22 protein-coding genes and 2 pseudogenes are annotated in these 23139 nt (G+C 64.1%); 15 read left to right on the top strand and 9 right to left on the bottom strand.

Translation table 11 applies throughout. The features are described from left to right. The first annotated feature begins 9 nt into the window (after positions 1-9). The 3 genes from KF941_RS23395 to KF941_RS23385 all read left to right on the top strand — a co-directional run bounded on the left by KF941_RS23395 (position 10) and on the right by KF941_RS23385 (position 2783). Positions 10-531, top strand: coding sequence for a TRAP transporter small permease (locus tag KF941_RS23395; RefSeq protein WP_072463967.1), 522 nt, complete (start codon positions 10-12; stop codon positions 529-531). Then, the gene (locus KF941_RS23390) at positions 528-1847 is read left to right on the top strand and encodes a TRAP transporter large permease (RefSeq protein WP_114534875.1); all 1320 of its coding nucleotides are present in this window, start codon (positions 528-530) and stop codon (positions 1845-1847) included. Before KF941_RS23395 ends, KF941_RS23390 begins: the two co-directional genes overlap by 4 nt. Positions 1848-2594: 747 nt before the next feature. Then, on the top strand, positions 2595-2783 hold the full coding sequence (locus KF941_RS23385; protein ID WP_214274705.1) for a hypothetical protein: 189 nt from the start codon (positions 2595-2597) through the stop codon (positions 2781-2783). Positions 2784-3239: 456 nt separating this feature from the next. On the opposite strand, the gene KF941_RS23375 is transcribed toward KF941_RS23385, so the two are convergent. Next, a complete protein-coding gene (locus KF941_RS23375; RefSeq protein WP_214274703.1) occupies positions 3240-4112 on the bottom strand; it encodes a LysR family transcriptional regulator in 873 nt (290 codons plus the stop codon). A 167-nt stretch (positions 4113-4279) separates the two neighbouring features. On the opposite strand from KF941_RS23375, the gene KF941_RS23370 reads away from it, so the two are divergent. Next, positions 4280-5380 carry a mandelate racemase/muconate lactonizing enzyme family protein gene (locus tag KF941_RS23370; RefSeq protein WP_214274702.1) on the top strand — a complete coding sequence of 367 codons (1101 nt, stop codon included), beginning with the start codon at positions 4280-4282 and terminating at the stop codon, positions 5378-5380. Here KF941_RS23370 and KF941_RS23365 read toward each other — a convergent pair. Then, complete coding sequence (locus KF941_RS23365; protein WP_214274701.1) at positions 5275-5784, bottom strand: hypothetical protein; 510 nt, start codon at positions 5782-5784, stop codon at positions 5275-5277. The genes KF941_RS23370 and KF941_RS23365 overlap by 106 nt on opposite strands. A gap of 392 nt (positions 5785-6176) precedes the next feature. On the opposite strand from KF941_RS23365, the gene KF941_RS23360 reads away from it, so the two are divergent. After that, complete coding sequence (locus KF941_RS23360; RefSeq protein ID WP_214274700.1) at positions 6177-6665, top strand: glycine betaine ABC transporter substrate-binding protein; 489 nt, start codon at positions 6177-6179, stop codon at positions 6663-6665. Positions 6666-6899: 234 nt separating this feature from the next. On the opposite strand, the gene KF941_RS23355 is transcribed toward KF941_RS23360, so the two are convergent. Further along, a complete protein-coding gene (locus KF941_RS23355) occupies positions 6900-7610 on the bottom strand; it encodes a GntR family transcriptional regulator (protein WP_214274699.1) in 711 nt (236 codons plus the stop codon). Positions 7611-7836: 226 nt separating this feature from the next. Between KF941_RS23355 and KF941_RS23350 the strand changes: the two genes are divergently transcribed. The 4 genes from KF941_RS23350 to KF941_RS23335 are packed head-to-tail and all read left to right on the top strand — an operon-like array spanning position 7837 to position 11268. Then, on the top strand, positions 7837-8778 hold the full coding sequence (locus KF941_RS23350; protein WP_346429023.1) for a 3-hydroxyacyl-CoA dehydrogenase NAD-binding domain-containing protein: 942 nt from the start codon (positions 7837-7839) through the stop codon (positions 8776-8778). A gap of 18 nt (positions 8779-8796) precedes the next feature. After that, positions 8797-9717, top strand: coding sequence for a 3-keto-5-aminohexanoate cleavage protein (locus KF941_RS23345; RefSeq protein WP_214274195.1), 921 nt, complete (start codon positions 8797-8799; stop codon positions 9715-9717). Positions 9718-9721: 4 nt separating this feature from the next. Continuing rightward, positions 9722-10135 carry a thioesterase family protein gene (locus tag KF941_RS23340; RefSeq protein WP_214274698.1) on the top strand — a complete coding sequence of 138 codons (414 nt, stop codon included), beginning with the start codon at positions 9722-9724 and terminating at the stop codon, positions 10133-10135. A gap of 47 nt (positions 10136-10182) precedes the next feature. Then, entirely contained in the window at positions 10183-11268 is a 1086-nt protein-coding gene (locus tag KF941_RS23335) for an ABC transporter substrate-binding protein (RefSeq protein ID WP_214274697.1), read from the top strand. A 343-nt stretch (positions 11269-11611) separates the two neighbouring features. Here KF941_RS23335 and KF941_RS23330 read toward each other — a convergent pair whose 3' ends face one another. Next, positions 11612-12265, bottom strand: a complete 654-nt coding sequence (locus tag KF941_RS23330; RefSeq protein ID WP_214274696.1) for a hypothetical protein — start codon at positions 12263-12265, stop codon at positions 11612-11614. Positions 12266-12487: 222 nt separating this feature from the next. Between KF941_RS23330 and KF941_RS23325 the strand changes: the two genes are divergently transcribed. From KF941_RS23325 to KF941_RS23315, 3 genes are all read left to right on the top strand, one after another. Then, on the top strand, positions 12488-13666 hold the full coding sequence (locus KF941_RS23325; protein ID WP_214274695.1) for a TetR family transcriptional regulator C-terminal domain-containing protein: 1179 nt from the start codon (positions 12488-12490) through the stop codon (positions 13664-13666). 624 nt (positions 13667-14290) lie between these two features. Continuing rightward, positions 14291-15112: a hypothetical protein gene (locus tag KF941_RS23320; RefSeq protein WP_214274694.1), complete on the top strand. Its 822-nt coding sequence runs from the start codon at positions 14291-14293 to the stop codon at positions 15110-15112. Positions 15113-15570: 458 nt separating this feature from the next. Continuing rightward, complete coding sequence (locus KF941_RS23315; RefSeq protein ID WP_214274693.1) at positions 15571-16410, top strand: hypothetical protein; 840 nt, start codon at positions 15571-15573, stop codon at positions 16408-16410. On the opposite strand, the gene KF941_RS23310 is transcribed toward KF941_RS23315, so the two are convergent. The 4 genes from KF941_RS23310 to KF941_RS23295 all read right to left on the bottom strand — a co-directional run bounded on the left by KF941_RS23310 (position 16388) and on the right by KF941_RS23295 (position 19147). Continuing rightward, complete coding sequence (locus tag KF941_RS23310; protein WP_214272532.1) at positions 16388-16684, bottom strand: hypothetical protein; 297 nt, start codon at positions 16682-16684, stop codon at positions 16388-16390. The genes KF941_RS23315 and KF941_RS23310 overlap by 23 nt on opposite strands. Further along, complete coding sequence (locus KF941_RS23305) at positions 16684-18312, bottom strand: IS66 family transposase (protein ID WP_214273635.1); 1629 nt, start codon at positions 18310-18312, stop codon at positions 16684-16686. The genes KF941_RS23310 and KF941_RS23305 overlap by 1 nt, the downstream gene beginning before the upstream one ends. A 62-nt stretch (positions 18313-18374) precedes the next feature. Further along, the gene (gene tnpB, locus KF941_RS23300) at positions 18375-18722 is read right to left on the bottom strand and encodes an IS66 family insertion sequence element accessory protein TnpB (RefSeq protein ID WP_214272531.1); all 348 of its coding nucleotides are present in this window, start codon (positions 18720-18722) and stop codon (positions 18375-18377) included. Then, positions 18719-19147: a transposase gene (locus KF941_RS23295; protein WP_214272530.1), complete on the bottom strand. Its 429-nt coding sequence runs from the start codon at positions 19145-19147 to the stop codon at positions 18719-18721. The genes tnpB and KF941_RS23295 overlap by 4 nt, the downstream gene beginning before the upstream one ends. 82 nt (positions 19148-19229) lie before the next feature. Between KF941_RS23295 and KF941_RS23290 the strand changes: the two are divergent. Both KF941_RS23290 and KF941_RS23285 read left to right on the top strand, forming a co-directional pair. Then, positions 19230-19550, top strand: a pseudogene (locus KF941_RS23290) (IS3 family transposase); the annotation flags it as partial. Between the two features lie 75 nt (positions 19551-19625). Next, a complete protein-coding gene (locus tag KF941_RS23285) occupies positions 19626-20987 on the top strand; it encodes a transposase (RefSeq protein ID WP_214272908.1) in 1362 nt (453 codons plus the stop codon). Between the two features lie 50 nt (positions 20988-21037). Here KF941_RS23285 and KF941_RS23280 read toward each other — a convergent pair. Further along, positions 21038-21145 (bottom strand): annotated as a pseudogene (locus KF941_RS23280) (IS3 family transposase); the annotation flags it as partial. Positions 21146-21615: 470 nt separating this feature from the next. Between KF941_RS23280 and KF941_RS23275 the strand changes: the two are divergent. Beyond that, complete coding sequence (locus KF941_RS23275; protein ID WP_214274692.1) at positions 21616-23106, top strand: pyruvate kinase; 1491 nt, start codon at positions 21616-21618, stop codon at positions 23104-23106. Positions 23107-23139 lie beyond the last annotated feature (33 nt).

Here is a 23139-nt window from a genome sequence, read left to right as displayed (position 1 = left end):
GAGGGCGAGATGACCGAAGCCGAACCCCTGACCGAACAGCCCCATCCGGTGCCGGTGCCCGGCTGGCTCGTCGCCCTCTGCCGCTGGTTTGCCGCCATCGGGGGCGCGGCGCTGCTGGCGATGATGCTGATGACCGTGGCCAGCGTCACGCTGCGATCCGTCCTCGGCTGGCCGATCCCCGGCGATTTCGAGCTGGTCGAGGTTCTCTCGGCCATCACCGTCTTCTGCTTCCTGCCCTGGTGCCAGGTCATCGGCGGCAACGTGCTGGTCGATTTCTTCACCATGAAGGCCGGCCCGCGCACGAACCACGCGCTCGAGGCTCTGGGCGACCTGGTCTATCTGGCGATCGGGGTGCTGCTGACCTGGCGGCTGTGGCACGGGGCGGTCGATTTCTACAGCTATGGGGAACAGACCATGATCCTGCGCATCCCGATCTGGTGGAGCTTCATCATCGCCATGCCGGCGATGGCGCTGCTGATCGTGACCACCTTCTTCACCCTGATCGGCCATATCGGAAAGGCGCGCGCATGACCGGGATCGCCGCCGGGCTGACGGGTTTCGCTGTGCTTCTGGCGCTGATGGCCATCCGTATTCCGATCGCCGTGGCGATGCTGGCGACCGGCATCGTCGGATACGGGCTGGTCAGCGGCTGGATGCCGCTGCTCGCCTTCCTCAAGACCAACACCTATTACCAGTTTTCCACCTATTCGCTGTCGGTGATCCCGCTTTTCGTGCTGATGGGCGAATTCGCCACCCATGCCGGGATGAGCCGGGCGCTTTACCGTGCCGCCGCGGCCTTCATGGGGCATCTGCGCGGCGGGCTGGCCATGGCCTCGGTCGGGGGCTGCGCGGCCTTCGGCGCGATCTGCGGCTCGTCGCTGGCCACCGCCGCGACCATGGGCCAGGTCGCGCTGCCCGAGATGCGGCGCTACAACTATTCGGGCGCGCTGGCCACCGGCTCTCTGGCGGCCGGGGGCACGATGGGCATCCTGATCCCGCCCTCGGTGATCCTGGTGCTTTACGCGCTGATGACCGAACAAAGCATCGCCAAGATGTTCGTCGCCGCCATGGTGCCGGGGGTAGTCGCCGCGCTCGGCTATATGCTGGCGATCGCCGTCTTCGTGCGCCGCCGCCCCGAGGCAGGCCCGGCCGGCCCCCGCGCCAGCTGGTCCGAGCGGCTGGATTCGCTGAAGGAAACCTGGTCGATCATCCTGATCTTTGCGCTGGTGATCGTCGGCATGTATCGCGGCTGGTTCACCCCCACCGAGGCCGCGGCGGTCGGCGCCTTCGGGGCCTTCGTGCTGGCGGTGCTGCATGGCGGGCTGCGGCTGAAGGGGCTGGTCGAATGCCTGCAAGGCACGGCCCGGACCTCGGCCATGATCTTTCTGATCATGCTGGGGGCCGAGATGTTCAACGCCTTCCTTTCCGCCACGCAGACGCCCATGCTGGCCTCGCAGATGATCGTCGAGGCGGGGCTGTCGCCGATGATGGTTCTGGTCGCCATCCTGCTTCTGTATCTGGCGATGGGCTGCGTGATGGATTCCATGTCCATGCTGCTGCTGACCATCCCGATCTTCTATCCGATCATCGCGGGGCTGGATTTCGGCATGGGCCGCGAGGACACGCTGATCTGGTTCGGCATCCTGGCGGTGGTGGTGGTCGAGGTGGGGCTGATCACCCCTCCGGTCGGGATGAACGTCTTTGTCATCAACGCGATGGCCAAGGAGGTGCCGATGTGGGAAAGCTTCAAGGGGGTCATGCCGTTCCTGATCTCGGACCTGCTGCGCATCGTGTTGCTGGTCGCGTTCCCGGCGATCACCCTGGGGCTGGTGCGGGCGCTGGGATAGCTGCCCGCCCCTGGCGCGTCGGTCTGGTCGCGAAGACCGGTCCGCGCCGTCCTTCGCCCGTGCCGCCCGGCCCGGCGGGGGATGTTTCGAACGCTTCCCCGTTCGAGCCAGCCGCTTTCCCGCCGATGCCGGTGCCGATCCGGCCAGGCGGATCGCCGGACGATTTCATGTCCGCTTCCATTGCGGCGAGTCTGATCGTCGAGGCCTTCGGCCCCCCGCCCGCTTTGCCCCCTTGCGGGCGCGGGCAGCGACCATCCGGTCGCATCAAGTCCGCCCAGGGAAAGCCCCGTTCCAGAGCCAGGCTCGATGCGGAAGACCGGGCGGCTGGGCGGCCGCGTTGAAAAATCGGTCCGCGCGGCGAGGGGCTTGCTGCCTGATTGCCGGGCCGTTTGAGAGCAAACCAGCCCAGGCAGGCCAGTCGTGCAAGCGCCGCCGCCTTGCCGTCGGCTCCGATTGCGGGGCGGCCGTGATCCGCTGCGGCCGCCTTGCCCTCGGGCCGGGCCTGTGCGCCGGGCATCCCCCGATCGGCAACATTCGCGCCGGCTGTTTCGGCCGCGGGCTCGTCGCCTGCCAGCAGAGCCAGCGGGCCGTTCTTCGGCGCGGATGCACCGCCTTGCGGCCTGACTCGGGCGTCGGCAGGACTGCGCTTGCGGCGATCAGGATGAGCCTGGGAATCAGGACGGTAATGTCCATTGTTTCTCCCACGCCCGATTGGCTTGGGGCTTGAGCTGGCCAGGGATGTCGCGCTTGGCGGCCGCCGCCTATTCCGTTCCCGGCGGGCTTGTCCCCGACCGGCTGCGCGCCTTTCTTGACGCCATCCCGCCAGAGCGCATCGCCGGGGGCGCACTCGCCGAATTCGAGATGCCGGGGACGGCGCAAGCGGCCATTGCGACCATTCTGGACCTCGTCGGTCCGCTGCTTCCGGCCGGGCGATGAGCTTGGGCCAGCCGGCTTGCAGCCGGGCGAAGGCGCCCGAGACCCAGCGCGGCAGGATCTCCTCTCCGGTCAGCGGCGCGAGGGTGATGTCGTTGCATGCCGGATCGACCCAGCGTGCCTCGGCGATCTCGGCGCCGGGGACGATTTCGACCCCCTCCGGCAGATGCAGCGGGAACAGGTCGGCATCCACCTGCCGGCCGGGCTCGTTCGCTGCACGGGCGCGGACCGGCACCTGCGCCAAGGGCGAGTTGCCGCTGAGCCAGAGCTTCCGGCATCAGAACATTCTCGGCAACGTCCATGCTGGGCGGCTGGTCTGGGAGACCAAGATGGCCCGCCGCCGCGTGGTGTTGGAAATCTCGGGGGCCGGCTGGATCCACGGCCTCAATCTCCTTGCGCCGGACCGCGGTCCTTAAGGCTGCACGGTCGGCGACACCTGGGCCCGGGATACGCCGGCGGTCATGGACGGCCGGCTGACACGCCACCCGCGACATGGCGCAACGCGTCGGCCACCGCGATCACCGCCCGGTCGTTGCGGCTTTCCGGCAGCATCCATGCCGTCACCGACAGGCCCAACGGAACCGGCCGGCCGAAGGGGGCGACAAGCGTGCCGCTGTCCAGATGCCCCTGCACCAGGGATTGCCGGCCCATCAGGACTCCGGCGCCCGCCAGCGCCTGCTGCAGGGCGACCGCATACAGCGAAAAGCCGGGGCCGGTGGGAACGACCGCGCCGTCCGGCATTGCCGCCTTGGCCCAGATCCGCCAGTCCTGCCAGACCACGTCCGAGATGCAGATCACCCGGCCCAGATCGGCGGGCTCGGCAAGGCTTTCGGCCAGGTCAGGGGCGCATACCGGCAGAAGGTTTTCCGCCCCAAGATCAATCCTGCCGGGGTCGGGAGCGGCATAGAACAGGCACAGGTCGAAGGGCGTGCGCTTGAGATCCGGCGGATCCTCCAGCGCCGTGACCGAGATGTCCACCTGTGCCAGCGCCGCGCGCAGGGCGGGCAGGCGCGGTGCAAGCCACAGCTGCGCCAGGGCCGGCGAGGTGACGACATGGACCCGGCGCGGCGCGGCATGGCGCCGAAGCTCGCGCACCGCATGGCCAAGGGCATCGAAGGCCGCGATGAAACCCGGCGCGACGCGCTGCCCCAGCGGGGTCAGCCGGACGCCATGCGCCCGGCGCTCGAACAGGGTGGCGCCATAGTCCGCCTCCAGCGCCTTGATCTGGGCGGTGACGGCCCCCGGCGTCACCATCAGCTCGTCCGCCGCCTGCCGGAAACTGCCAAGCCGCGCCGCCGCCTCGAAGGCGCGCAGGGCGTTCAGGGAAGGCATCCTGCTGAAAGGCGGCGAAACCGGCATGATCCCCAGACTCAGATTTTCTGATCCTTGTATAGTGGAAAACTGATTTGCGGCAAGCGCGGCCGCCATGGAAATCCTGCCCCGTGAACAGATCGCACCGCCTTGGGCGGATGCGCCACCCGGCAGGAAAGAGGACCGCCATGAAGATCTTGGCCATCGAGCTTTACGAATACGACCTGACCTATGCCCATGGCACCTATGCGATGTCCAAGGGCCGCTCGGCCAGGCAACAGCCCTCGAACCTGGTGCGGGTCGTCACCGACGACGGCATCGAGGGCTGGGGCGAGGCGGCGACGCTGTCGGGGAACTACCTGCCGGTTTTTGCCGCCGGCACCCGCGCAGCGCTGCGCGAGCTGGCGCCCTTGCTGATCGGCCAGGATCCGCGCCGGACCAGCCATCTGCAGCGGCTGATGTCGAGCGTGCTGATGGGCCAGGCCAATGCCAAGAACGCCTTCGACGTGGCTTGCTGGGACATCTTCGGCAAGTCGGTCGGCCTGCCGATCGCCGAGCTGATCGGCGGCGTGCTCAGCACCGAGTTGCCGATCTTCGAGGCGGTGCCGCTGTCCTCGGTCGAAGACAGCATCGCCTATGTCCAGAAACGCAGCGCCGAGGGCATCCTGCGCTACCAGATCAAGATCGGCGACGATCCGGCCAGGGATGCCGCGCGCGCCCGCGCCATCGCCGAGGCCTTCCCCGAGATCTTCTTTTTCGTCGATGCCAATGCCGGCTATACGCTGCTGGAAGCGCAGGTCGCGATGCGCGCGCTGGACGACACCGGCATGTTCTTCGAGCAGCCCTGCCGCGAACTGGCCGATTGCGCCCTCCTGCGCCGCACCGGCCGCCTGCCGATGATCATGGACGAAACCGTCCTGAACCACGCCGATCTGTATCGCGCGAAATACGAGGTCTCGGCGGCGGCGGTGAACATCAAGCTGGGCCGGCTGGGCGGCATCACCCCGACGGTCGCCCTGCGCAATGCCGCGCAGGATCTGGGCATGCATTTCGCCATCGAGGATGTCTGGGGTGGCGACGTCACCTCGGCGGCGGTGTCGCATGTGGCGGCCAGCTCCAGCCCCGAACATCTGCTGCACACCTCGTTCTTCAACGACTGGACGAACGAGCATGTCGCCGGCTATCAGCCCCGCAGCCGCAACGGCCGGGGCGCCGCGCCGACAGGCCCCGGCCTGGGCATCACCGTCGACCGCGCGCTGCTCGGCGCCCCCGTCGCCAGCTTTCCGTAACGGGCGTCAGGGGCACGGCCCAAGCTGTCGACATACAACGAACGCGGCGGCGTGCTGCCTTGGCCGCGGGCCATGAGCGCGCTCTGCATCGTGATCCTATGGGCCGCCGGACACGATCCGGCGGCCCAAGGCGGACATCCGCTGCGATCCGGCAGATGCCGGCTGCGATATTTTATCTTCAAGGACTTGAGGGCCTCGACGGCATAGCTGGCGATCATCAGGTCCAGATGCGCGCCGCCGCCGTTCTTGAACAGCGTGACCTGGTCATCGGACCGGCGGCTGGAGCCGCCCGCCGCCACCAGATCGTAAAGATCGCCCCGCATAGGGTCGCGGCTGATGGTGCCCGAGAGGATCGGCTGCATGATCTCGCCGATCCGGTCCACGACCGTGTCGACGAGATCCACTGACGCCGACCATTCTGTATTTTTAATAGACAGAATGTCTATTATTTGCAGTATGTCAATATGAGCTTTGCGGCCGGCAGCGATCCGCGTTCCGTCACAAGCGACGAAGCTCGGTCAGACCATCGGGGGATGCCATGAAACGACTGGTGAAAGCTCTTGGGCGGTGCGGATGAGCACCCTGGCCGCAAGCGCGGGACAAGGTTCGAGCCGGGCACCATGGCCTGAGAGGTTCCGACCGCAACGGTGGCCGGGAAGGTTCTTGGGAACAAGGGCTATCCGGTAGAGCCGACCGCGTCCCTGATTGGGCATTGCTTATGTCGGCCTGACCCGTGGTCAGGCGCGGCCAAGCCGGCTATCGGGAAACCAGCCCGCGAAGCTCTCGATCGCTTCGCATGGCCTTTGCCAGGGTCTGGCCGTTCCCAACTCTGTCGAGATCACCGATCGAGGAGCAGAACGACACCACCCACGACCGGGCAAAGATCATCGGCACCGAGCCCGGCGCGGGGTGGATGCGCAAGACAATGCAGGCCGTCGAGCAATATCGCCTCGACCTGCAACTGGCCGAGGGCAGCACCGCGGGCATGACGGCCGTGGACCGGCAACTGCCCATCGTCGTGACGCTGTGGACCCCGACCTGGACGGCTGCGCGATATGCCATGAAACTCCCGCACGACCCCAAGGGCGTGTTTGCCGCCTCGGACCGACAACCTGATCGTGCAAAGATGTTTCTCAGAGAAAGCCCGAAACCGGGGAAATCCGGGCCGGGATCTTCCGCGCCTGCGGCCTTTCGAGGACGGGAGGAAAAGCCTCGGCTTCCTCTACCATCGCATCTGTGCTGCGATGAAGCGCGAAGCCTTGGAGACCGCCGCGCAGGGCATTGAAGTCGATGCGGTTTTCGGCTGCGTCGAGCAGGGATGGACGGGACCGTTCCGGCGCAAGGATTCGTCCGGTTCGTGGTTCTGGACATCGAACGCACTATGCGGCCGAGTATCCCGGCCGCCCTGGCGGTCCTGGCGTGCTGCCCGGATCCTGGATCGCGGATCATCGGGGACAGAAACCGGCCGGGGCTTTTGCGACAGGATCGATCCCCCATCCTCCGGCGGCACCAGCAGGCGCTATTCGGTTTTCGGGTGCGCAGGCGTGGCCTTGTCGGTGGCGATCCGGGCGCGAATCGCCTCGGCGGCCTCGGCGATGTCGCCGCAGATCGCGGCGCGGGCCGCCTCGGGATCGCCCTGCCGGATCGCCTCGATCACCTCGGCGTGGCGCACCTGGCCGGTCTTGGACAGCACCCCGCTGCGCACGATGCTCATCAACGGCCCATAGCGCATCCACAAAAGCTCGATCAGGTCGACCAGGTCGTCGTTGCCGCATTGCCGGTAGACCTCGAAATGGAACTGCTGGTTCAGCCGCAGATAGGTCTTGGTGTCCTGCCGGGGCACCATGGCGCGCATCTCCTCGTCGATGCGCGCGAGCCGGCGGGCCAGTTGCGGGTCGGGCCGCAGGGCGGCAAGGCGGGCCGCTTCGCCCTCGAGATGCAAGCGCAGGGGCAGCAGCGCGTCCAGCCGCTCCACCGTGGCCTGTGGCACCCGCATCGAGCGGCGCGGCATCGCCTCGATGGCGCGTGCCACTACCAGGCGGCTGGTGGCCTCGCGCACGGGCATCTGGCTGGTGCCGAAGGCCGCGGCAAGCTCGGGCAGGGTCAGGCGCTGGCCCGGCTCGAACTCGCCGATCATGAAGGACTGCTTCAACTCGCCATAGACGTGATCGGGTTCGGAAATCACCTGCCGTTGCTGAAAGGCGGGCAGGGAGGCGGAGCGCGGGGCCATGCGGGATCCTTGGATGGTTTTGGCGCAAGCGTAAAGAAATGCCCAGGCCGAGGCAATCAGTCCGCAATATCTGATCAGATATCATATTCATTGACAGAATCGATTCGCGCCTCCTAGGGTGGATGCAGCAGGGCGGACCCGCATGACGTCGACCTAAATCTGATCAGATATCATATATGAGGACATGATGGCGCGAGACGAAACCACCGATCCCTCCGATTTGCGAGTGATCACGATCATTGGCACCGGGCTGATCGGCTGCAGCTGGGCGGCGCTGATGGCTGCCTCGGGGCGGCGGGTGGTGATCCATGACAACCGCCCCGAGGCAGGGCGGGCGGTCGCCGAGTTCTGGGATTCGGTCAAGCCGGCGCTGGTGGAACTGGGGCTGGCGACGGAAACCACGCAACCGGATTTCCACGTCGCGCCCTCGCTCGAGGCCGCGCTGGCCGAGGCGGATTTCGTCTTTGAAAACATCCCCGAGCGTCTGGACGCGAAACGGGCGCTTTATGCCGCGATGGAGCCGCATCTGCGGCCGCATGCCATCGTCGCCACCAGTTCTTCGGGGCTGGAGCTGTCGGACCTGCAGGCGGGCTGGAAAAACCCCGGCCGGCTGATCATCGGCCATCCCTTCAACCCGCCGCACCTGGTGCCGCTGGTCGAGCTTTACGCCAACGACCGCACCGATCCCGACGTGCTGCCGCGGGCGCGGGCGCTTTACGAAAGCTGCGGCAAGGTGACGATCACCCTGAAGCGCGAAGTCATGGGCCATGTCGCCAACCGCCTGCAGGCCGCGTTGTGGCGCGAGGCGATCCACCTGGTCGATGCCGGCGTCGCCTCGGTCAAGGACGTGAACGCGGCGATCTGGGCCGGCCCCGGCCTGCGATGGGCGATCATGGGGCCGCATATGCTGCTGAACCTGGGCGGCGGCGAAGGCGGCCTGCGCGCCTATTGCGAGCAGTTCACCCAAAGCTACACCGAATGGTGGGACGACCTGGGCAAGCCGCAGCTGACGCCCGAGACCATCGACAGGCTGGTCGAGGGCCTGGCCGAGGAAATCGACGGCCGCGACTACGCCACCTTGCGCCGGCAGCGCGACGACCAGCTGGTCGCGGTCCTCAAGGCGCTTGGCGAGACCCGCAAGACGCCTGCCGCCCCCGAACACGCCTAGAGACCGACAGGAGATCCCATGAAACGCAAAATCGTCCTGACCTGCGCCGTGACCGGCGACGGGCCGATCCACCCCCGCTTTCCGAACTATCCGGTCACGCCCGCCCAAATCGCGGATGCCTGCATCGAGGCCGCCGATGCGGGCGCCTCGGTGGTGCATATCCACGGCCGCGACCCGGAAACCGGCCTCGGCAACCGCTCGCCCGAGGTGTTCCGCGAGATCGTCCAGCGCGTCCGCGAAAGGAACGACCGCGTGGTCATCAACCTGACCACCGGCATGGGCGCCACCTTCGTGCCGGATCCCGCGGACGAGGCCGTGGCCCATCCGACCACCGATGTCGCGAGTGCCGTCGAGCGCGTCGGCCATGTGCTGGAGAACCGGCCCGAGCTTTGCACGCTGGACGTGACCACGATGAACCTGGAAGGCGGCATTGCCGGGGCGCCGGACTGCATCTTCATGAACACGCCCGGCACGCTGAACCGCATGGCGCAGCTGATCCGCGAAGGCGGCGTCAAGCCCGAGATCGAGGTCTTCAACCCCGGCGACATCCTGCTGGCGCGGCGGATGATCGAGCAGGGGCTGATCGACCCGGCGCCGCTGTTCCAGATCTGCCTGGGGGTCAAATGGTCGGCGCCCGCCGACGCCAAGACGCTGATCTACATGAAGGAACTGCTGCCCGAGGGCGCGTTGTGGAGCGCCTTCGGCATCTCGCGCTGGCAAATGGACATCGTGGCGCTGTCCACGATCCTGGGCGGCCATTGCCGGGTGGGGCTCGAGGACAACATCTACCTGGAACGCGGCGTCTTCGCCACCAACGGCCAGCTGGTCGAGCGCGCCAGCCGCATCATCGCCGATCTGGGCTGCGAGGTCGCCACCCCCGACGAGGCGCGCGGGATCTTGGGACTCGATGCGCTTGCCGAAAAACGCCTGGCGGGCTGAGGAGATGCGCTTTCCCGTTTCGCTCAATGCCGTGGTCGCGCATCGCTGGCATTGCGATCATTTCGGGCATCTGAACGCCCGCCATTACGCGGCCGCCTTCGACGACGCGATCTTCATCTTCTGGTCCCAGGCGGGGGTGGAGGTTCCCCCTCCGGGACAGCTCGGGGTGATCCCCGTCACCGCCCAGTTGAAGATCGAATACCGATCCGAGGTCACGGCCGGCGAGGTGCTGGCGATCTCGGGGCAGCCGGCGCGCATCGGCGGCAAATCCGTGACCCTGGCGCTGACGATGCAGGAAGCCGCCACCGGCCGGACCGTCGCGACCTGCGAGGTGGTCGAGGTGTTCTTCGACGCGCTGGCGCGCCAGAGCGTCCCGGTGCCCGACCCCGTCAGGGCTGCCCTGCAGGGGGCCGGATAGCCTGCTTTCACAACCGTTCCAACATAACAAGATCAGGGAGAAACATCATGAAACACCCCCATTCGACCACCGCGCTGGCCTTGATATTCGGCCTCGTGGTCTCGGCCAGCGCAGCGCAGGAGGTCAGCGTCGTCACCTGGGGCGGCGCCATCGAGGTCAGCCAGATCGAGGCCTATAACAAGCCCTTCACCGAAGCGACCGGCATCAAGGTCACTACCATCTCGGCGGACGATCCCTCGGTCCTGCTCAGGGCGCAGGTGGGCGCGGGGAACGTGACGGCGGATGTCTTCGACGTGGCCATGGCCGATGCCGTGCGGCTTTGCGACGACGGCGCGGTCATCGCCATCGAACCGGCCGACCTGCCGCCGGGGGCCGACGGCACGCCCGCGGCCGAGGACTTCATCGACGGCGCGCTGAGCGATTGCGGCATCGCGACCATCTTTGCCGGCACCGTGATCAGCTACGACACCAGCAAGTTCCCGGACAAGGCGCCGTCGACCGTCGCGGATTTCTTCGACACCCAAGCCTTTCCCGGCAAGCGCGGGCTGGCCAAGGATGTCAAGCGCACACTGCATTTCGCGCTGATGGCCGACGGGGTGCCGGCATCCGAGGTCTATGACGTGCTTGCCACGCCCGAAGGCGTCGACCGGGCCTTTGCCAAGCTCGACACCATCAAGAAGGACGTGGTCTGGTGGGAGGCCGGCGCGCAACCGCCGCAACTGCTGGCAGACGGCGAGGTGACGATGACCACCGCCTATAACGGCCGCATCTTCGACGCCGCGATCAACGAGGGCAAGCCCTTCGAGGTGATCTGGGACGGGCAATACCTGGAACTGAACGCCTTCGTCATTCCCGTGGGCGCGCCGCACCCCGAAGAAGCGCTGGAATACGTCAAGTTCGCCACAGGGTCCGAGCCCCTGGCCGGACAGGCGCGCTATATCAGCTACGGCCCCGCCCGCAAATCCTCGGCCCCGCTTCTGGGGCTCTACAAGGACGACAAGACCGAGATGGCGCCGAACCTGCCGACGGCGCCGGAGAACATGGCCAATGCCGTCCTTGAGGATCCCGGCTTCTGGGCCGATCACAGCGCGGAACTGGCCGAGCGGTTCAACAACTGGCTGGCGGCGAAGTAGCCGGTGCCAGGGAGAGCGAAGGCGCCTTCGCTCTCCTGTCTTCGCAAATCACTTCTGTGGTTTCAGGCTGAACCGCGACGCTGACGCGTTTTAGACTAGGACAGGGGATCCGTCTCTGTCATTAGCTTCTCGCGGAAGACTTCGGCGGGTGTCCCGGCACAGCCCGTCCAAAGACGGACGATTCGGTGACTGTTGCGATGGTCCGGGAACGTCCAGCTGAACGAGCCCTACGTCCGATCCGAGAAGGATCAGCGTATGAGCCAGGACGAGATAAGAGCAGCCAGGGGATTCATGTCCATTACCGCATTCATGATCGATGCCGTCAGATCCCGGCCAATGCCGGTCACCGGGTGGCTATGATCCCGGCGAGACGCCGCAGGAGAGACTCGTCGAGCTTGAAACGACGCTCGAAGACCGGACGCTCCGCTTCCGGACCGGTGGTCTCGTAATGCACGCGCAATACCCCGGCGCGGGTGGCATAGGCGAGCCTGGCCGAAGGGCCGACACTCGACATCTGCAGGTTCAACGCCACATCGTCGAGCGAGCGGAACTCGCCGGCAGCCATCGCATCGACCAGTGCGGCAACGCCTTCACCCAAGGTCCCCGCCGCGGCAAGTGCCGCCCCACCCGGAAACACGCCTAGACCTGCAGTCGCAGCCGGGTGTTCCTGATACTGCTCCACCTGTTCGGCCAGCGCGGACAGGGGCGTTTCCGGGTCCGGACGCCATTGCACGGAGGCATGCAGTCGCGGCATCCGACTGACCTTGCCGACCTTCTCCGGCGCATCTTTCATGCCCGTGCCCAGGATCAGCGCGAAGGTCAGGCTGACGATATCCGACCCGGTCATATGCAGCGCGGACCGACCGCGCCCGCCTTTCCGGCGCAGGCCAGCCGCCGACAGGCTGCGGTCGATGCTCTCGATCGTCACGGCGTTGACGTCGAACAGATCGGCGATTGCCGCCACCATTTCTCCCGACGTTGCCATGTTGCGAACCATCCGAATTTATTTCGTATGGGAGTTACGGCAGGCGGGAAAGCGGGCGTCAATCGCCAACCGGAAAAATTTCGGATGAAAGAGCGGCTCTGCCCTCGACCGTCACTCTTGTTCCGGACTGGGGAAGAAAGCGCTCTCGTGCGAGCCTTCCTGCCAAGGCGGCGGGAAGATCTGCAAAAAGTATGCTGCGCTTGGTCCTGCTCTTATAGACGACCGGTCTATTTTATGCGTATGACACAGTTCCACCTCACACCAAAGGGCGAAGCGACCCGGCTGCATATCCTCGAAGCCGGTCAGGCGCTGGTGCTGCACAAGGGATTTTCGGGCATCGGTCTGCAAGAGATCCTGCGTGCGGCGGATGTGCCGAAAGGCTCATTCTACCATTACTTCGCCTCCAAAGAAGCGTTCGGCACAGCCCTGCTGCAACATTACGTCGAAACCTACGGCGACAGGCTGGACCGGCTGCTGGAGCCGCCGGGAACTGGCAGCCAAAGACTGATGCGCTACTGGAACGCCTGGATCTCTGACCCCGAGGATCCGGCCCGGCCCGGCTGGGCGGAAGGCTGTCTTGTCGTCAAGCTGTCGGCCGAGGTGGCGGATCTGTCCGAAGTCATGCGTCAGGTGCTGGAGGCGGGCGTCACACGCCTGATCGCCCGTTGTGGCACACTGATCGCGGCGGGGCGTGCAGACGGATCGCTGCCCGGCGGCGCCGATGCACAGGCGCTGACCCGGGTGCTTTACCAGATGTGGCTGGGGGCGGCGCTGCTGACCAGGCTGACGCGATCCCCCGACCCGATGCGCGATGCGCTTTCCGCCACGACACGGCTGCTGGCCTGCGAGGCCAATCCCACGAAGGAACACACCCATGAAGATCTTCTACAAGACCCGCGCCACCGCGACCGGCGGGCGCAGCGGCCATACTGCGCTGGACGACGGCAGCCTTGCCTTCGACCTTGCGGCGCATACTGTGCTTCCGGTCGGATGTTCCGATATGCGACGCTACGCGCGTCGGCGGGTTGCCGCTCTTTACAACATACAGGATGCGCGGCTTACTGCCGGAAGAGAATCTGCGGAGGCATCCCTGGCAGGACCACCGAACCGAACGAAGCCTCCGAAGGTCCGGCCCGAGACCCGGTCGCCGGCAAGACCGTCGCGGAGATCCTGGGCGAGATCGTCTGGCTGATGACCCAGGACCCTGCGGGGCGGGAGATGAAGGTCGCGGACATCGAGAAGCTGGTTATGCCGGCGATCCTGCAGCGGAGATTTCACATCAAATATGCGCAGGTTACAGATACACGGAAACCTGCGGCGTCTGTATTACAACCTGTGGCGGCAGAGATCTATCGCGATCAAACCGTTAAAGCTCACTCGTATATTTTTAAGATGGCAAGATCAAGGGAGTGAGCAAGTGCTGAAAGCCACATTACTACTGATCTTTGCCACGGTTACATTATGGATTCCTGCAATCGCCGAGCAAGCTAAAAGCCAATCCTCTGTTGAGGTGGCTTCGCTTTGCAATACTCTGCCTGCAGAGGCACTACTCCTAGGCTCTCCTCCGGTTCATCTCGGCCAACAGTTAAACACAATCTCGTTCCCTGTCACGCCAGTCTCAGGACCGTCCGAGCGAGACTTCGATGGCGCTATCGTTACGGTTTATAGAAGCTCGGGAGTATTTGGTAATAACCCCGGATTGATGATTGAAACGACGCGCTGTCATGGCGACGACATAATCGTGGGAATTTCGAAGTCTACTGGTCAAATGACACCGCGATCTATCGCTAGTTGGGAAGTAGCGGCTCATAATAGCTTGCAGCAACAGACCGGCCAGACACCTGGGCGGAGTATCGAAGGTGACCGAATCGTCTACCGGGCACTAAAAGGTAGTGCCGCCCCTTCATGTGATCTCTGCCCCAGTGTGATATTGGAGCTTTCTCAAAGTTGTCGCCTCAGTACCTCAGACCGTATACGCTGTGCCTTCACCAACAGCACCTTCTATTTTATCATTTCCTCCAGAAAAAGTGATCAAGAATGAACGGTGCTAATGACACTTGGTTAACTATTGAAGTTCAGATCAGCATCCTTGGAGCTTGGTCAGACTATGCCAACTCCCACAAAACCGCAACTGATGTACTTGCCCTCACAAACACTGGGTTGTCAGCGCTGCGGCTACGGGATGCCTTTATTGGAAAGCCACAGTCTTGGGTGCTTTCGGCAATTACCGAAGGCATGAAAGATAAATTGATTGAAGCTGACTTCATTATTAACGCGATTAATCCGGATGCAAATATTAACTATGGAATTCTACTGAGCGAGCAGGTGAAGCTGGACCAACTGGTAGTTCAGCGTACTTTCCCAGATGGAACTGTCGCCAATACTCCCTTAACAGAATGGGAAAAGTTTTCTCTGATCATTCAAAAACATTCCGGTCTAGATGTCTCAAATGTTTCCAAGGTAGTTAAGGAGCAATATACTCTTGCTGGTGAGAACGCTGCTGCGTTGCGGCAGCTTTACTCCGCAGCAGGAATCGATATTGATTTTATTGTTGGCTTGACTGATTCTGAAATCGACCAACTTGGCTCCGATTTAAATCTCCCGGCCGAGATCCTTGAAGAGTTCCAATTCAAAGCATTCTGCTTTTCAGCAGGCACACAAATCTTGGTAATGGGGGGTGAGCATGCATCTATCGAAACCCTCCGTCCCGGCGACATTGTCCTTGCGTTTGATCATTCGGTTGAAGCTGGGCGGGGGCATTGGTACCAAAGCGGGTGGTTAGGCTTTTCCATAATGAAACGGGGGAATGGCTTTCCCTTTCGTGGCACGAGGGTGGCGAAGATCGCGAGCTTACGGTAACGCCCGGCCACCGCTTCCTCGACGCGCATGGCCAATTCCGCCGTATCGACGAGATCATCGAAGACGCCGAGCCGACGGTCGTGTTGGCCGACGGTTCCCTTGCAGGTATTCGCGCGGAACGGATCGTCTGGTCTGAGGAGACCAGGCACATGTCCGAGGAGGTCGAGGCGGTCGCCATGGCCGCAGGCGACGGGCTCGCACATTCCGGTCGTGGTGCCTAGCGCAGCTACAACTTCGAGGTCGAGGATCTGCATACCTACGTCGCGGGCGGCGTTCGGGTTCACAACGACAGCCAGGCGACCATCGATCTGGCCGGAAATCTCGGGCGCAGCTTCGGCACGCAGCTTGCCAATGTTCTTCTGGAGGGCGAAAGCCAGTTCGAGCGGCTGCTTGGCGGCACCATTCTGGGCACGATTACCGAAAACCTCGCCGAGGTCATTACCAGCACCGGCTATCATATGTTCGATGGTCGGCAGTTGAATTTCGCGGTCTCCCTGGAGGATGCCATCGACAACCAGCTCGGTGATATCGGACCCGAGTTCACGGCCAGCCTTACCGCCTCGATGGCCTCGCTTTTCGCGGCGAAACTCGGCGAACAACTGGGACTGGAGGGGTTCGGGGCGCAGCTTTTCGGTGTAACCGCCTCGACCTATGCCGGCTCGGTGATCGAGCAACTCGCAAAGCAGAACTATAATTGGGGTGAGGTTAAATGGGGTAATGCCTGGGATAGCGTGTCAGGAGCGGTCGGCGCGTTCTTCGGCTCATCTCTTGCGCATAAGATCCTGCCGGCGGATACTCTTGCTGGATCGATTGGCGGCAGCCTCGGCTCGATCGCCGGGACCTCCTGGGCCATAGGGCAGATTGGGGGTGCTCTGGGTGGAATGCAGTCGGTTGGTTTGCTTGGCAACCTCCTGATCCCCGGTGTTGGCGCTTTCATCGGCACGCTGCTCGGCACGCTTCTCGGGGACCTGTTCGGCGACGATCCCGAGCCCGGCGCCAATTTCCTGATGTTCGCCGAGCAGCAGGGCGAAAACATCATTCCCGGCGTGCTGGACTATTATCTTTACGCGACCGCCCGGGACGGCTTCCCGCATGACTATACGGAAGCCCTGGGCGAGGCGGTCATCGACCTGTCGCGCGCCTACATGAGCAATATCGGCGCGTTCGACATGGCGAACGCCAATATCAGCAACTTCACGCTGCCGGCGATCTATCAGAACAACGACCCTCATCATCTCGGGCCGAATCCGTTGGTGCGGGGTAACCGCCCGATTGTTACCGCGGCGACAGTGCCTTGATGCGGGCGACGAGTTCCGCGTCATCGACAAAGTCGTCGAGGAACGCGTGCCAGGTTTCGGTGGTGATGCGCGCGTCCCTGAGCATGTCTTTCAGTTCATCGATACCGTCATCGGTCAGGGCGGTGACGGTGTCATCCGGGCCGGTATAGACGCTGATGATCGAGCCATAGGTCAGGTTGTCGTCGTTGTAGACGATGGCTTTGAGAAGCTCGGGGTCTTCGCCCAGCATCTTTGCGACGTAGTCGAGGGTGCAGACGTGGGTGACGGTTGCCATCAGGCGGCCTCGTGCAGGGCGGAGGGCAGCGGCGACCAGTTCCAGGGCAACAGATCGTCGAGCCGATTGATCTTGTGATCGTGGATGCGGGCCAGGATGTCGGCCAGATAGGCTTGGGGATCCAGGCCGTTCATCTTGGCAGTTTCAATGAGCGTCATGGCGCGGGCCAGCGTTTCGGCTCCGGTATCCGCACCGGCGAAGAGCCAGTTGCGGCGCCCGACACCGATCGGGCGCAGCGCGCGCTCGGCAGGATTGTTGTCGATCGCCACCCGGCCGTCCTCAAAAAACAGGCTGAAGGCGTCCCGACGGCTCAGCCCATAGCGGAAGGCCTTGGCCAGATCCCCCTTGCCGCGGATCCGCGGGAGCTGCTGCTCCGACCAGGCGAAGAAGGCCTCGACCTTCGGGGCACTGTGTTTCCGGCGCGCGGCAAGGCGGATATCAGCGGGATGGCCGGTGATCTCTCGCTCGATGTCGTAGAGTGCGCCGATGCGGTCGAGCGCCTCGCGGGCGATCGCGGATTTGGTCTTGTCCCATTCGTCATGGAAGTCCCGCCGCAGGTGGGCCCAACATGCGGCCTCCCGCAGGCGCGGCGTCCCGTCTGGGTCCGGGTCGTAGAGCTTGGCATAGCCCTTGTAGCCATCGGCCTGGAGAATGCCGCGGGTCCGGGCCAGATGGCGATGAACGTGCTCTTCCTTCCAGTCGGGCGCGAAGGCATAGACCGCGCCGGGCGGTGAGGCGCCTGCCCAAGGGCGCTGATCGCGGACATAGGCCCAGATCCGGCCCTTCTTCACCCCCTTGCCCAACCCCTTGTCGCGGCCCGCGCGATCCAGCACCCGGATCGGTGTGTCATCGGCATGCAGCAGGTCGCTGGCCATCACATCCACCTCGATCCGTTCGATCAATGGGGCCAGCACCCTCATTGCCCGACCGCACCAGTCGACCAGTGTGCTGTCGGGGATGTCGGCGCCCATCCGGGTGAAGATCTCATGCTGGCGATAAAGCGGAAGGTGGTCGTCGAACTTGGAGACGAGGATATGCGCCAGCAGGCCCGGGCCTGCCATGCTGCCGGGGATCGGGCGGCTGGGGGCCGGAACCTGCACCATGCGCTCACAGCGGCGGCAGGATTTCTTGAGCCGGGCGATCTGCACGACCTGCAACTGCGCCGCGATCAGATCCAGCATCTCGCTGACATCCTCGCCCACCAGGCGCAGATCACCACCGCAATCGGGGCAGCAACTGCCGGGATCCAGCTCTTGCCGCTCGCGCGGCGTGCTGTCCGAGACTCGGGGGCGTCGGCGGGATGGGCGGTCACCGCCTTCATCGGTGGCTGACGTTTCCAGCACATCATCGCCCTGACTGTCATCCGGAACTGAGGTCTCACTTTCGGCCGTTGCGATCAGCAGATCCTCCAGCGCCAGTTCCAGTTGCTCGATCTCGCGTTCGATCTTTTCCGAGGACTGGCCGAAGACCTGCTTCTTCAGCTTGGCGATGCGCAGTCGCAGGGTCTGGATCAACTGGTCATGGGCGCGCAGCGTGGCCGAGATCTTCGCGTTTTCCGCCTGCAACGCCACGATCAGCGCCTTCAGAAGCGCCGGGTCATCGGGAAGGGTCTGGGCCGCATTCGACATGCGTCCGACTACCACAGGGCAGCGATCCTGACCATAAAAACGAGGTGTTTCAGCAGGATAAATCAGCCCACCCGGGCCGGCGGCGCGCCCCAATCCGGCCTACGCCAATCAATGCCCTCCCACAGCATCGCCAACTGCGCCGAGGTCAGGCGAACCGCACCATCACCACGTGTAGGCCAGGGAAAGCGGCCCTTTTCCAGCACCTTGTAATACAGGCAGAAGCCTTGCCCGTCCCAATGAAGCAATTTCAACCTGTCGCCGCGACGCCCACGGAATGCAAAGACCGCACCGCCGGTCGGCTTCTGGCGCAGAACATCCTGGGCAAGTGCAGCCAGCCCGGTGATCCCCTTCCTCATATCTGTCACGCCGCAGGCCAGATAGACACGAACGCCGGTTCCCGGCCCGATCATGCCCCTTCCACCGCACGGATCACATGTGTCAGCGTCACGGTATCCAGAGCCGGATCGAAGCGCAGGCAGCGACCATTCGCCAACTGCAACTCGATCTGGGCAGGCCGAGGCGTTCCTGCGCAGATGGCCGCTGACTGCATCACCAATTCCGTGGGCCGGTCCAGTTCAACCGGCAGAAACAGCGCCTCCGGAGACGCCGAAACCACGCCCTTCTTCTTCAGTTGGTGCCGCCAGGCATAGATTTGCTGCCGTGTTACATCGTGCCGCTGTGCAACCTGCGTCACTGTCGCCCCGTCCACGCCGACCGACAAAACGATCTCGAGCTTCTCCTCGTCGCTCCACCGCCGCCGCCGCTCCAGTCCAAGAATATCGCCCCGCATCCCCACACCCGCATAAGACACGTCATTAACGACGTCACTATGCATGTGCCTTAATCCATCAGCCCAAACTCAGGCAGGCGGTAACAATCGGGCCGTTACAAACGATCCGGGGGATCGTTTGTAGGGCGAAGGGCTCTACCGGATTTACCGGGAGGAAGGTCTGTCGGTGCGACGCAGGCGCGGTCGCAAGCGGGCGCATGGCAGTCGGACCCCCATGCCAGTGCCGTTGCTGCCGAACCAGCGGTGGTCGCTGGACTTCCTGGCCGACACGTTCGGGGCCTGCCGCAGGTTCCGCATTCTGGCCGTGAACGACGATTGCTGCCGCGAAAACCTCGCCTTGATCGCCGACACCAGCATCTCGGGGGCCAGGGTGGCGCGGGAACTGGATGCGCTGGTCAGGATCTACGGCAAGCCGGCCTGTGTCGTCAGTGATCGACGAGGATCAGAAAACGATCCGGTGGGGGCTGTTGAAGAAGTCCGATGTCTCTGATTCACTTGGCTGAACAGAGATATTGGGGCAGCGATGCTGGGTCGGAAAGAACGCGGGCAACAGGAGCTTTTCATCACGGGGTCGCTGCGGGGGCTGATCCCTGATGACCATGTGCTGGTGAGGGTCGATCAGGTTCTTGATCTTGGATGGCTGCGCGCTGAAGTGGCCGATCTCTATTGTGCCGACAATGGCCGTTCCGGTATCGATCCCGAGGTAGCCATGCGGCTGATGCTGGCGGGTTTCCTGCTTGGGATCGTTCAAGACCGGCGGCTGATGCGTGAAGCGCAGGTCAATCTCGCGATCCGCTGGTTCGTCGGTTACGCCTTGCACGAGGCCTTGCCGGATCACTCCTCGCTGACGCGCATCCGGCAGCGTTGGGGCGCAGATGTTTTCCGCCAGATCTTCATACATGTCGTGCGACAGTGCCAGGCGGCGGGCCTGATTTCGACTGAAACCGTCCACATTGACGCCAGCCTGATCCGGGCGAATGTCAGCATGGACGCACTGGTTTCGCGCCATCTGGATGCGGTCGAGGCCGCCCACGACGACGCCAATGGCGCCGAGCGGGACGCGCGCACGAGCGGCAAGTTCAAGAAGCTCTGCCGCACAGACCCGGACGCGACCATGGCTACATCCTCCAAGGCGCCGCTGCGCCCGGCCTACAAGCAGCACACGGCCGTTGACGATTTTGCGGGCGTCGTCGTCGATGTGGAGATTGTGACCGGCGAAGAACATGACACGGGCCGGTTCGACGAGCGCCTGGAAGCGATCGAAGCGACCCTTGGAGTTACCCCGGGCCGGATCACGGCGGACAGGCTCTATGGCATTGGCCGGATTTACGCCGCCCTTGAAGACCGCAGGATAGCAGCCGTCATCCCGCCTCTTCGTGCCCCCCGTCGCAAGGGGGCGCAGGGCTTTCCGACCGAGCGGTTCAAGTTCGATCCCCATCATGATGTGGTCCGGTGTCCGGCGAGGAGGCGGCTGACCCCGAGAAACGTCACAAAATCCGGGCAATGGTATCGCGCCGACCGGCATGACTGCGCGCGCTGTCCTCTCAAGGCGCAATGCCTGCCCCGGGGCGCGCCATCCCGCAGGGTGCATATCGTGACAAACCACGCGGCCATCTTGCGCGCTCGACGCAAACGGCTGGCATGGGGAAAGGACGGCCATGCGATATACACCCGGCATCGCTGGCGCGTCGAAGGCACCCACGGCACCGCCAAGACGCTCCACGGACTTGCCAGAGCCATCCGCAGGGGGCTCGAGAACATGAGGATACAGGCCCTCCTGACGGCCATCGCCATGAACCTCAAGAAACTGGCAGCCGCAATGATGCTGTTGCTCTGTTCGATCATCGAAATGCGCGCAGTCCGACCAAACCCGGCGGCAGCCTGAAACAACTTTTTCAACAGCCCCCACTGGATCGATTGCTTGTCCGCCTCACCCCCCTCTTGCCGCCAGATCCGCTCGACACGCTTGTCGTTGACAACCCAGCCGGCCGGGCTGCGCAGGAGTTCGGCGATCTTGCGATAGCCATAGCGTCCATAGCAGCGGTCTCTGCAACCAGATAGATCTAAAAACATCAATATAAATCAATATGTTGCGTACAGTGCGCCAAACGGCGCGCTTCTCGTATTTGCGCGGAAAGCTCCCAAGACAAGAGACATTACCAGGGAATATCAATATATTGTCCAAATTTTGGCGCAAAAGGTTCAAATCAAGGGTGGGGGAGCCCGCAACCAACACACAAGCGCCAACCGGACCTATCCAGCGCGGGGAACCCACGCGGCGGTGTCGCGCCAATTGTGGAAGCTTTTCTGCCGCGTTACCGAGTATCAGCTGCCCGCCCTTTGCGCCCTGATCGCCGGCTGTTCGTGTTGTGATAGGTTCGCATCCTTGAGCCGTCGTCATTTTATTTTCGTGGCAACATTTCAGTTGGTGTAGGGCGGGCTATGACGCCAGCCAGCAGTTACCGCCATGTCATGCAGCCCGTCTAGCCTTACGCTCGCGCAAGGAGGGTCTCATGGATCAGGATTCGGACGTTTTGGACATTCTTCGGGAAGTCGAGGCATTGCGCGGCGACGTCGCCGCCCAGGCGCAGGAGATCCTGCGCCGCTGGGATGGCTGGATCACGCGCGACGATTTTGCCCCGAGCGCCGAAAATTTCGCCTATTATCTCGCGTTCCGGCGGCACGAGATCCGGCCCCTGCAGCGGCGGCTGATGGCCGAGGGCCTGTCCTCGCTGGGCCGGGCCGAGGGTCGGGTGCTGCCGACCCTCGACGCGGTGGTGCGGGCGCTGCAGGCGCTTGCCGGCAATCCGCCCTCGGGCATGCGCTCCGATCCCGATTTCTTCGCCGGCGAAGAGCGGATCGCCGCCCGCACCGTCGAGCTGCTGGGCCAGCCCTCGCTTCACGGGCCGGTGCCGCTGATGGTGACCCTGCCCTCGGAAGCGGCCGACAACCCCGGCTTCCTGCGGCAACTTGCCGAGTTGGGCGTCGAGGCGGTTCGCATCAACTGCGCCCATGACGGGGAAGAGGACTGGGCACAGATGATCGCCCATGTCGTCCAGGCGGGTGAGCATACCGGTCGCCGCATGAAGGTCTTCATGGACCTGGCCGGTCCCAAGATCCGCACCGGAGCGATCCGCAAGAGCAAGGGGCTGAAGCGTGTCATCCTGGGCGAGCAACTGGCCCTCGCCCTGCCGGGGCAACTGGGCCAGGCCGATCCCGATCTGCCCGCCATCGAATGCACCCTGCCTGAGGCCCTGCTGGCCACCGATGCCGGCCATCGTCTTTTCGTGGACGACGGCAAGTTGCAGGCTCGGGTGGTGCGGCGCGAACCCTGGGGGGTGCTGGCCGAGATCACCGCCGGTCCCGAGGGCAAGGGCTACAAGCTGAAGCCGGAAAAGGGCATAAACTTTCCCGACACGGAATTCAGCGTCCCGGCCCTGACCGGCGATGATGTCGAGGCGCTGCGCTTCATCGCCCATCATGCGGACGGCGTGGAGTTCTCGTTCGTGCAGGAGCCCGAGGACGTGGTGCGGCTGCAAGAGGCGCTTGCCGGCGAGCGGCCAGACGACTGGCACCGGCTGGGCCTGGTCCTGAAGATCGAGACCGCCCGCGCGGTGCGGAACCTGCCCGATCTGGTGGTCCGTGCCGCGGGCGGGCAACCCACCGCCATCATGATCGCCCGCGGTGACCTGGCGGTCGAGATCGGCTTTACCCGGCTGGCCGAGATGCAGGAGGAAATCCTGTGGCTGGGAGAGGCCGCGCAAATCCCGGTGATCTGGGCGACGCAGGTGCTGGAAAGCTATCTCAAGACAGGCGTGCCTTCGCGAGGCGAGATGACGGACGCGGCGATGGCGGCGCGGGCCGAATGCGTCATGCTGAACAAGGGCCCTTATCTTTTCGAGGCGATTTCCGAACTCGACCGCCTGTTCGGCCGTATGGGCGGGCATATGCGGAAAAAGACCCCGCAGCTGCGCCCGCTGCAAAGCTGGCCGTTGATGGACTAGGCTGGCCGGTCGGGGAGCGGGCCGTTTGCTGCG

Source organism: Paracoccus sp. pheM1, assembly GCF_018499825.1.
Classification (GTDB): Bacteria; Pseudomonadota; Alphaproteobacteria; order Rhodobacterales; family Rhodobacteraceae; genus Paracoccus; species Paracoccus versutus.
This window is presented reverse-complemented; position numbering and strand designations above follow the sequence as displayed.

Excerpts from the sequence above, each read along its gene's own strand:
- KF941_RS23335 (WP_214274697.1), top strand. The coding sequence starts at position 10,183 with ATGAAACACCCCCATTCGACCACCGCGCTGGCCTTGATATTCGGCCTC.
- tnpB (WP_214272531.1), bottom strand. The coding sequence starts at position 18,722 with ATGATCGGGCCGGGAACCGGCGTTCGTGTCTATCTGGCCTGCGGCGTG.
- KF941_RS23390 (WP_114534875.1), top strand. The coding sequence starts at position 528 with ATGACCGGGATCGCCGCCGGGCTGACGGGTTTCGCTGTGCTTCTGGCG.
- KF941_RS23305 (WP_214273635.1), bottom strand. The coding sequence starts at position 18,312 with ATGTCGAATGCGGCCCAGACCCTTCCCGATGACCCGGCGCTTCTGAAG.
- KF941_RS23330 (WP_214274696.1), bottom strand. The coding sequence starts at position 12,265 with ATGGTTCGCAACATGGCAACGTCGGGAGAAATGGTGGCGGCAATCGCC.
- KF941_RS23310 (WP_214272532.1), bottom strand. The coding sequence starts at position 16,684 with ATGGCAACCGTCACCCACGTCTGCACCCTCGACTACGTCGCAAAGATG.
- KF941_RS23275 (WP_214274692.1), top strand. The coding sequence starts at position 21,616 with ATGGATCAGGATTCGGACGTTTTGGACATTCTTCGGGAAGTCGAGGCA.
- KF941_RS23285 (WP_214272908.1), top strand. The coding sequence starts at position 19,626 with ATGCTGGGTCGGAAAGAACGCGGGCAACAGGAGCTTTTCATCACGGGG.
- KF941_RS23315 (WP_214274693.1), top strand. The coding sequence starts at position 15,571 with ATGTTCGATGGTCGGCAGTTGAATTTCGCGGTCTCCCTGGAGGATGCC.
- KF941_RS23345 (WP_214274195.1), top strand. The coding sequence starts at position 8,797 with ATGAAACGCAAAATCGTCCTGACCTGCGCCGTGACCGGCGACGGGCCG.
- KF941_RS23325 (WP_214274695.1), top strand. The coding sequence starts at position 12,488 with ATGCGTATGACACAGTTCCACCTCACACCAAAGGGCGAAGCGACCCGG.
- KF941_RS23375 (WP_214274703.1), bottom strand. The coding sequence starts at position 4,112 with ATGCCTTCCCTGAACGCCCTGCGCGCCTTCGAGGCGGCGGCGCGGCTT.
- KF941_RS23355 (WP_214274699.1), bottom strand. The coding sequence starts at position 7,610 with ATGGCCCCGCGCTCCGCCTCCCTGCCCGCCTTTCAGCAACGGCAGGTG.
- KF941_RS23360 (WP_214274700.1), top strand. The coding sequence starts at position 6,177 with ATGGCCTTTGCCAGGGTCTGGCCGTTCCCAACTCTGTCGAGATCACCG.
- KF941_RS23320 (WP_214274694.1), top strand. The coding sequence starts at position 14,291 with ATGAACGGTGCTAATGACACTTGGTTAACTATTGAAGTTCAGATCAGC.
- KF941_RS23340 (WP_214274698.1), top strand. The coding sequence starts at position 9,722 with ATGCGCTTTCCCGTTTCGCTCAATGCCGTGGTCGCGCATCGCTGGCAT.
- KF941_RS23370 (WP_214274702.1), top strand. The coding sequence starts at position 4,280 with ATGAAGATCTTGGCCATCGAGCTTTACGAATACGACCTGACCTATGCC.
- KF941_RS23395 (WP_072463967.1), top strand. The coding sequence starts at position 10 with ATGACCGAAGCCGAACCCCTGACCGAACAGCCCCATCCGGTGCCGGTG.
- KF941_RS23295 (WP_214272530.1), bottom strand. The coding sequence starts at position 19,147 with ATGCATAGTGACGTCGTTAATGACGTGTCTTATGCGGGTGTGGGGATG.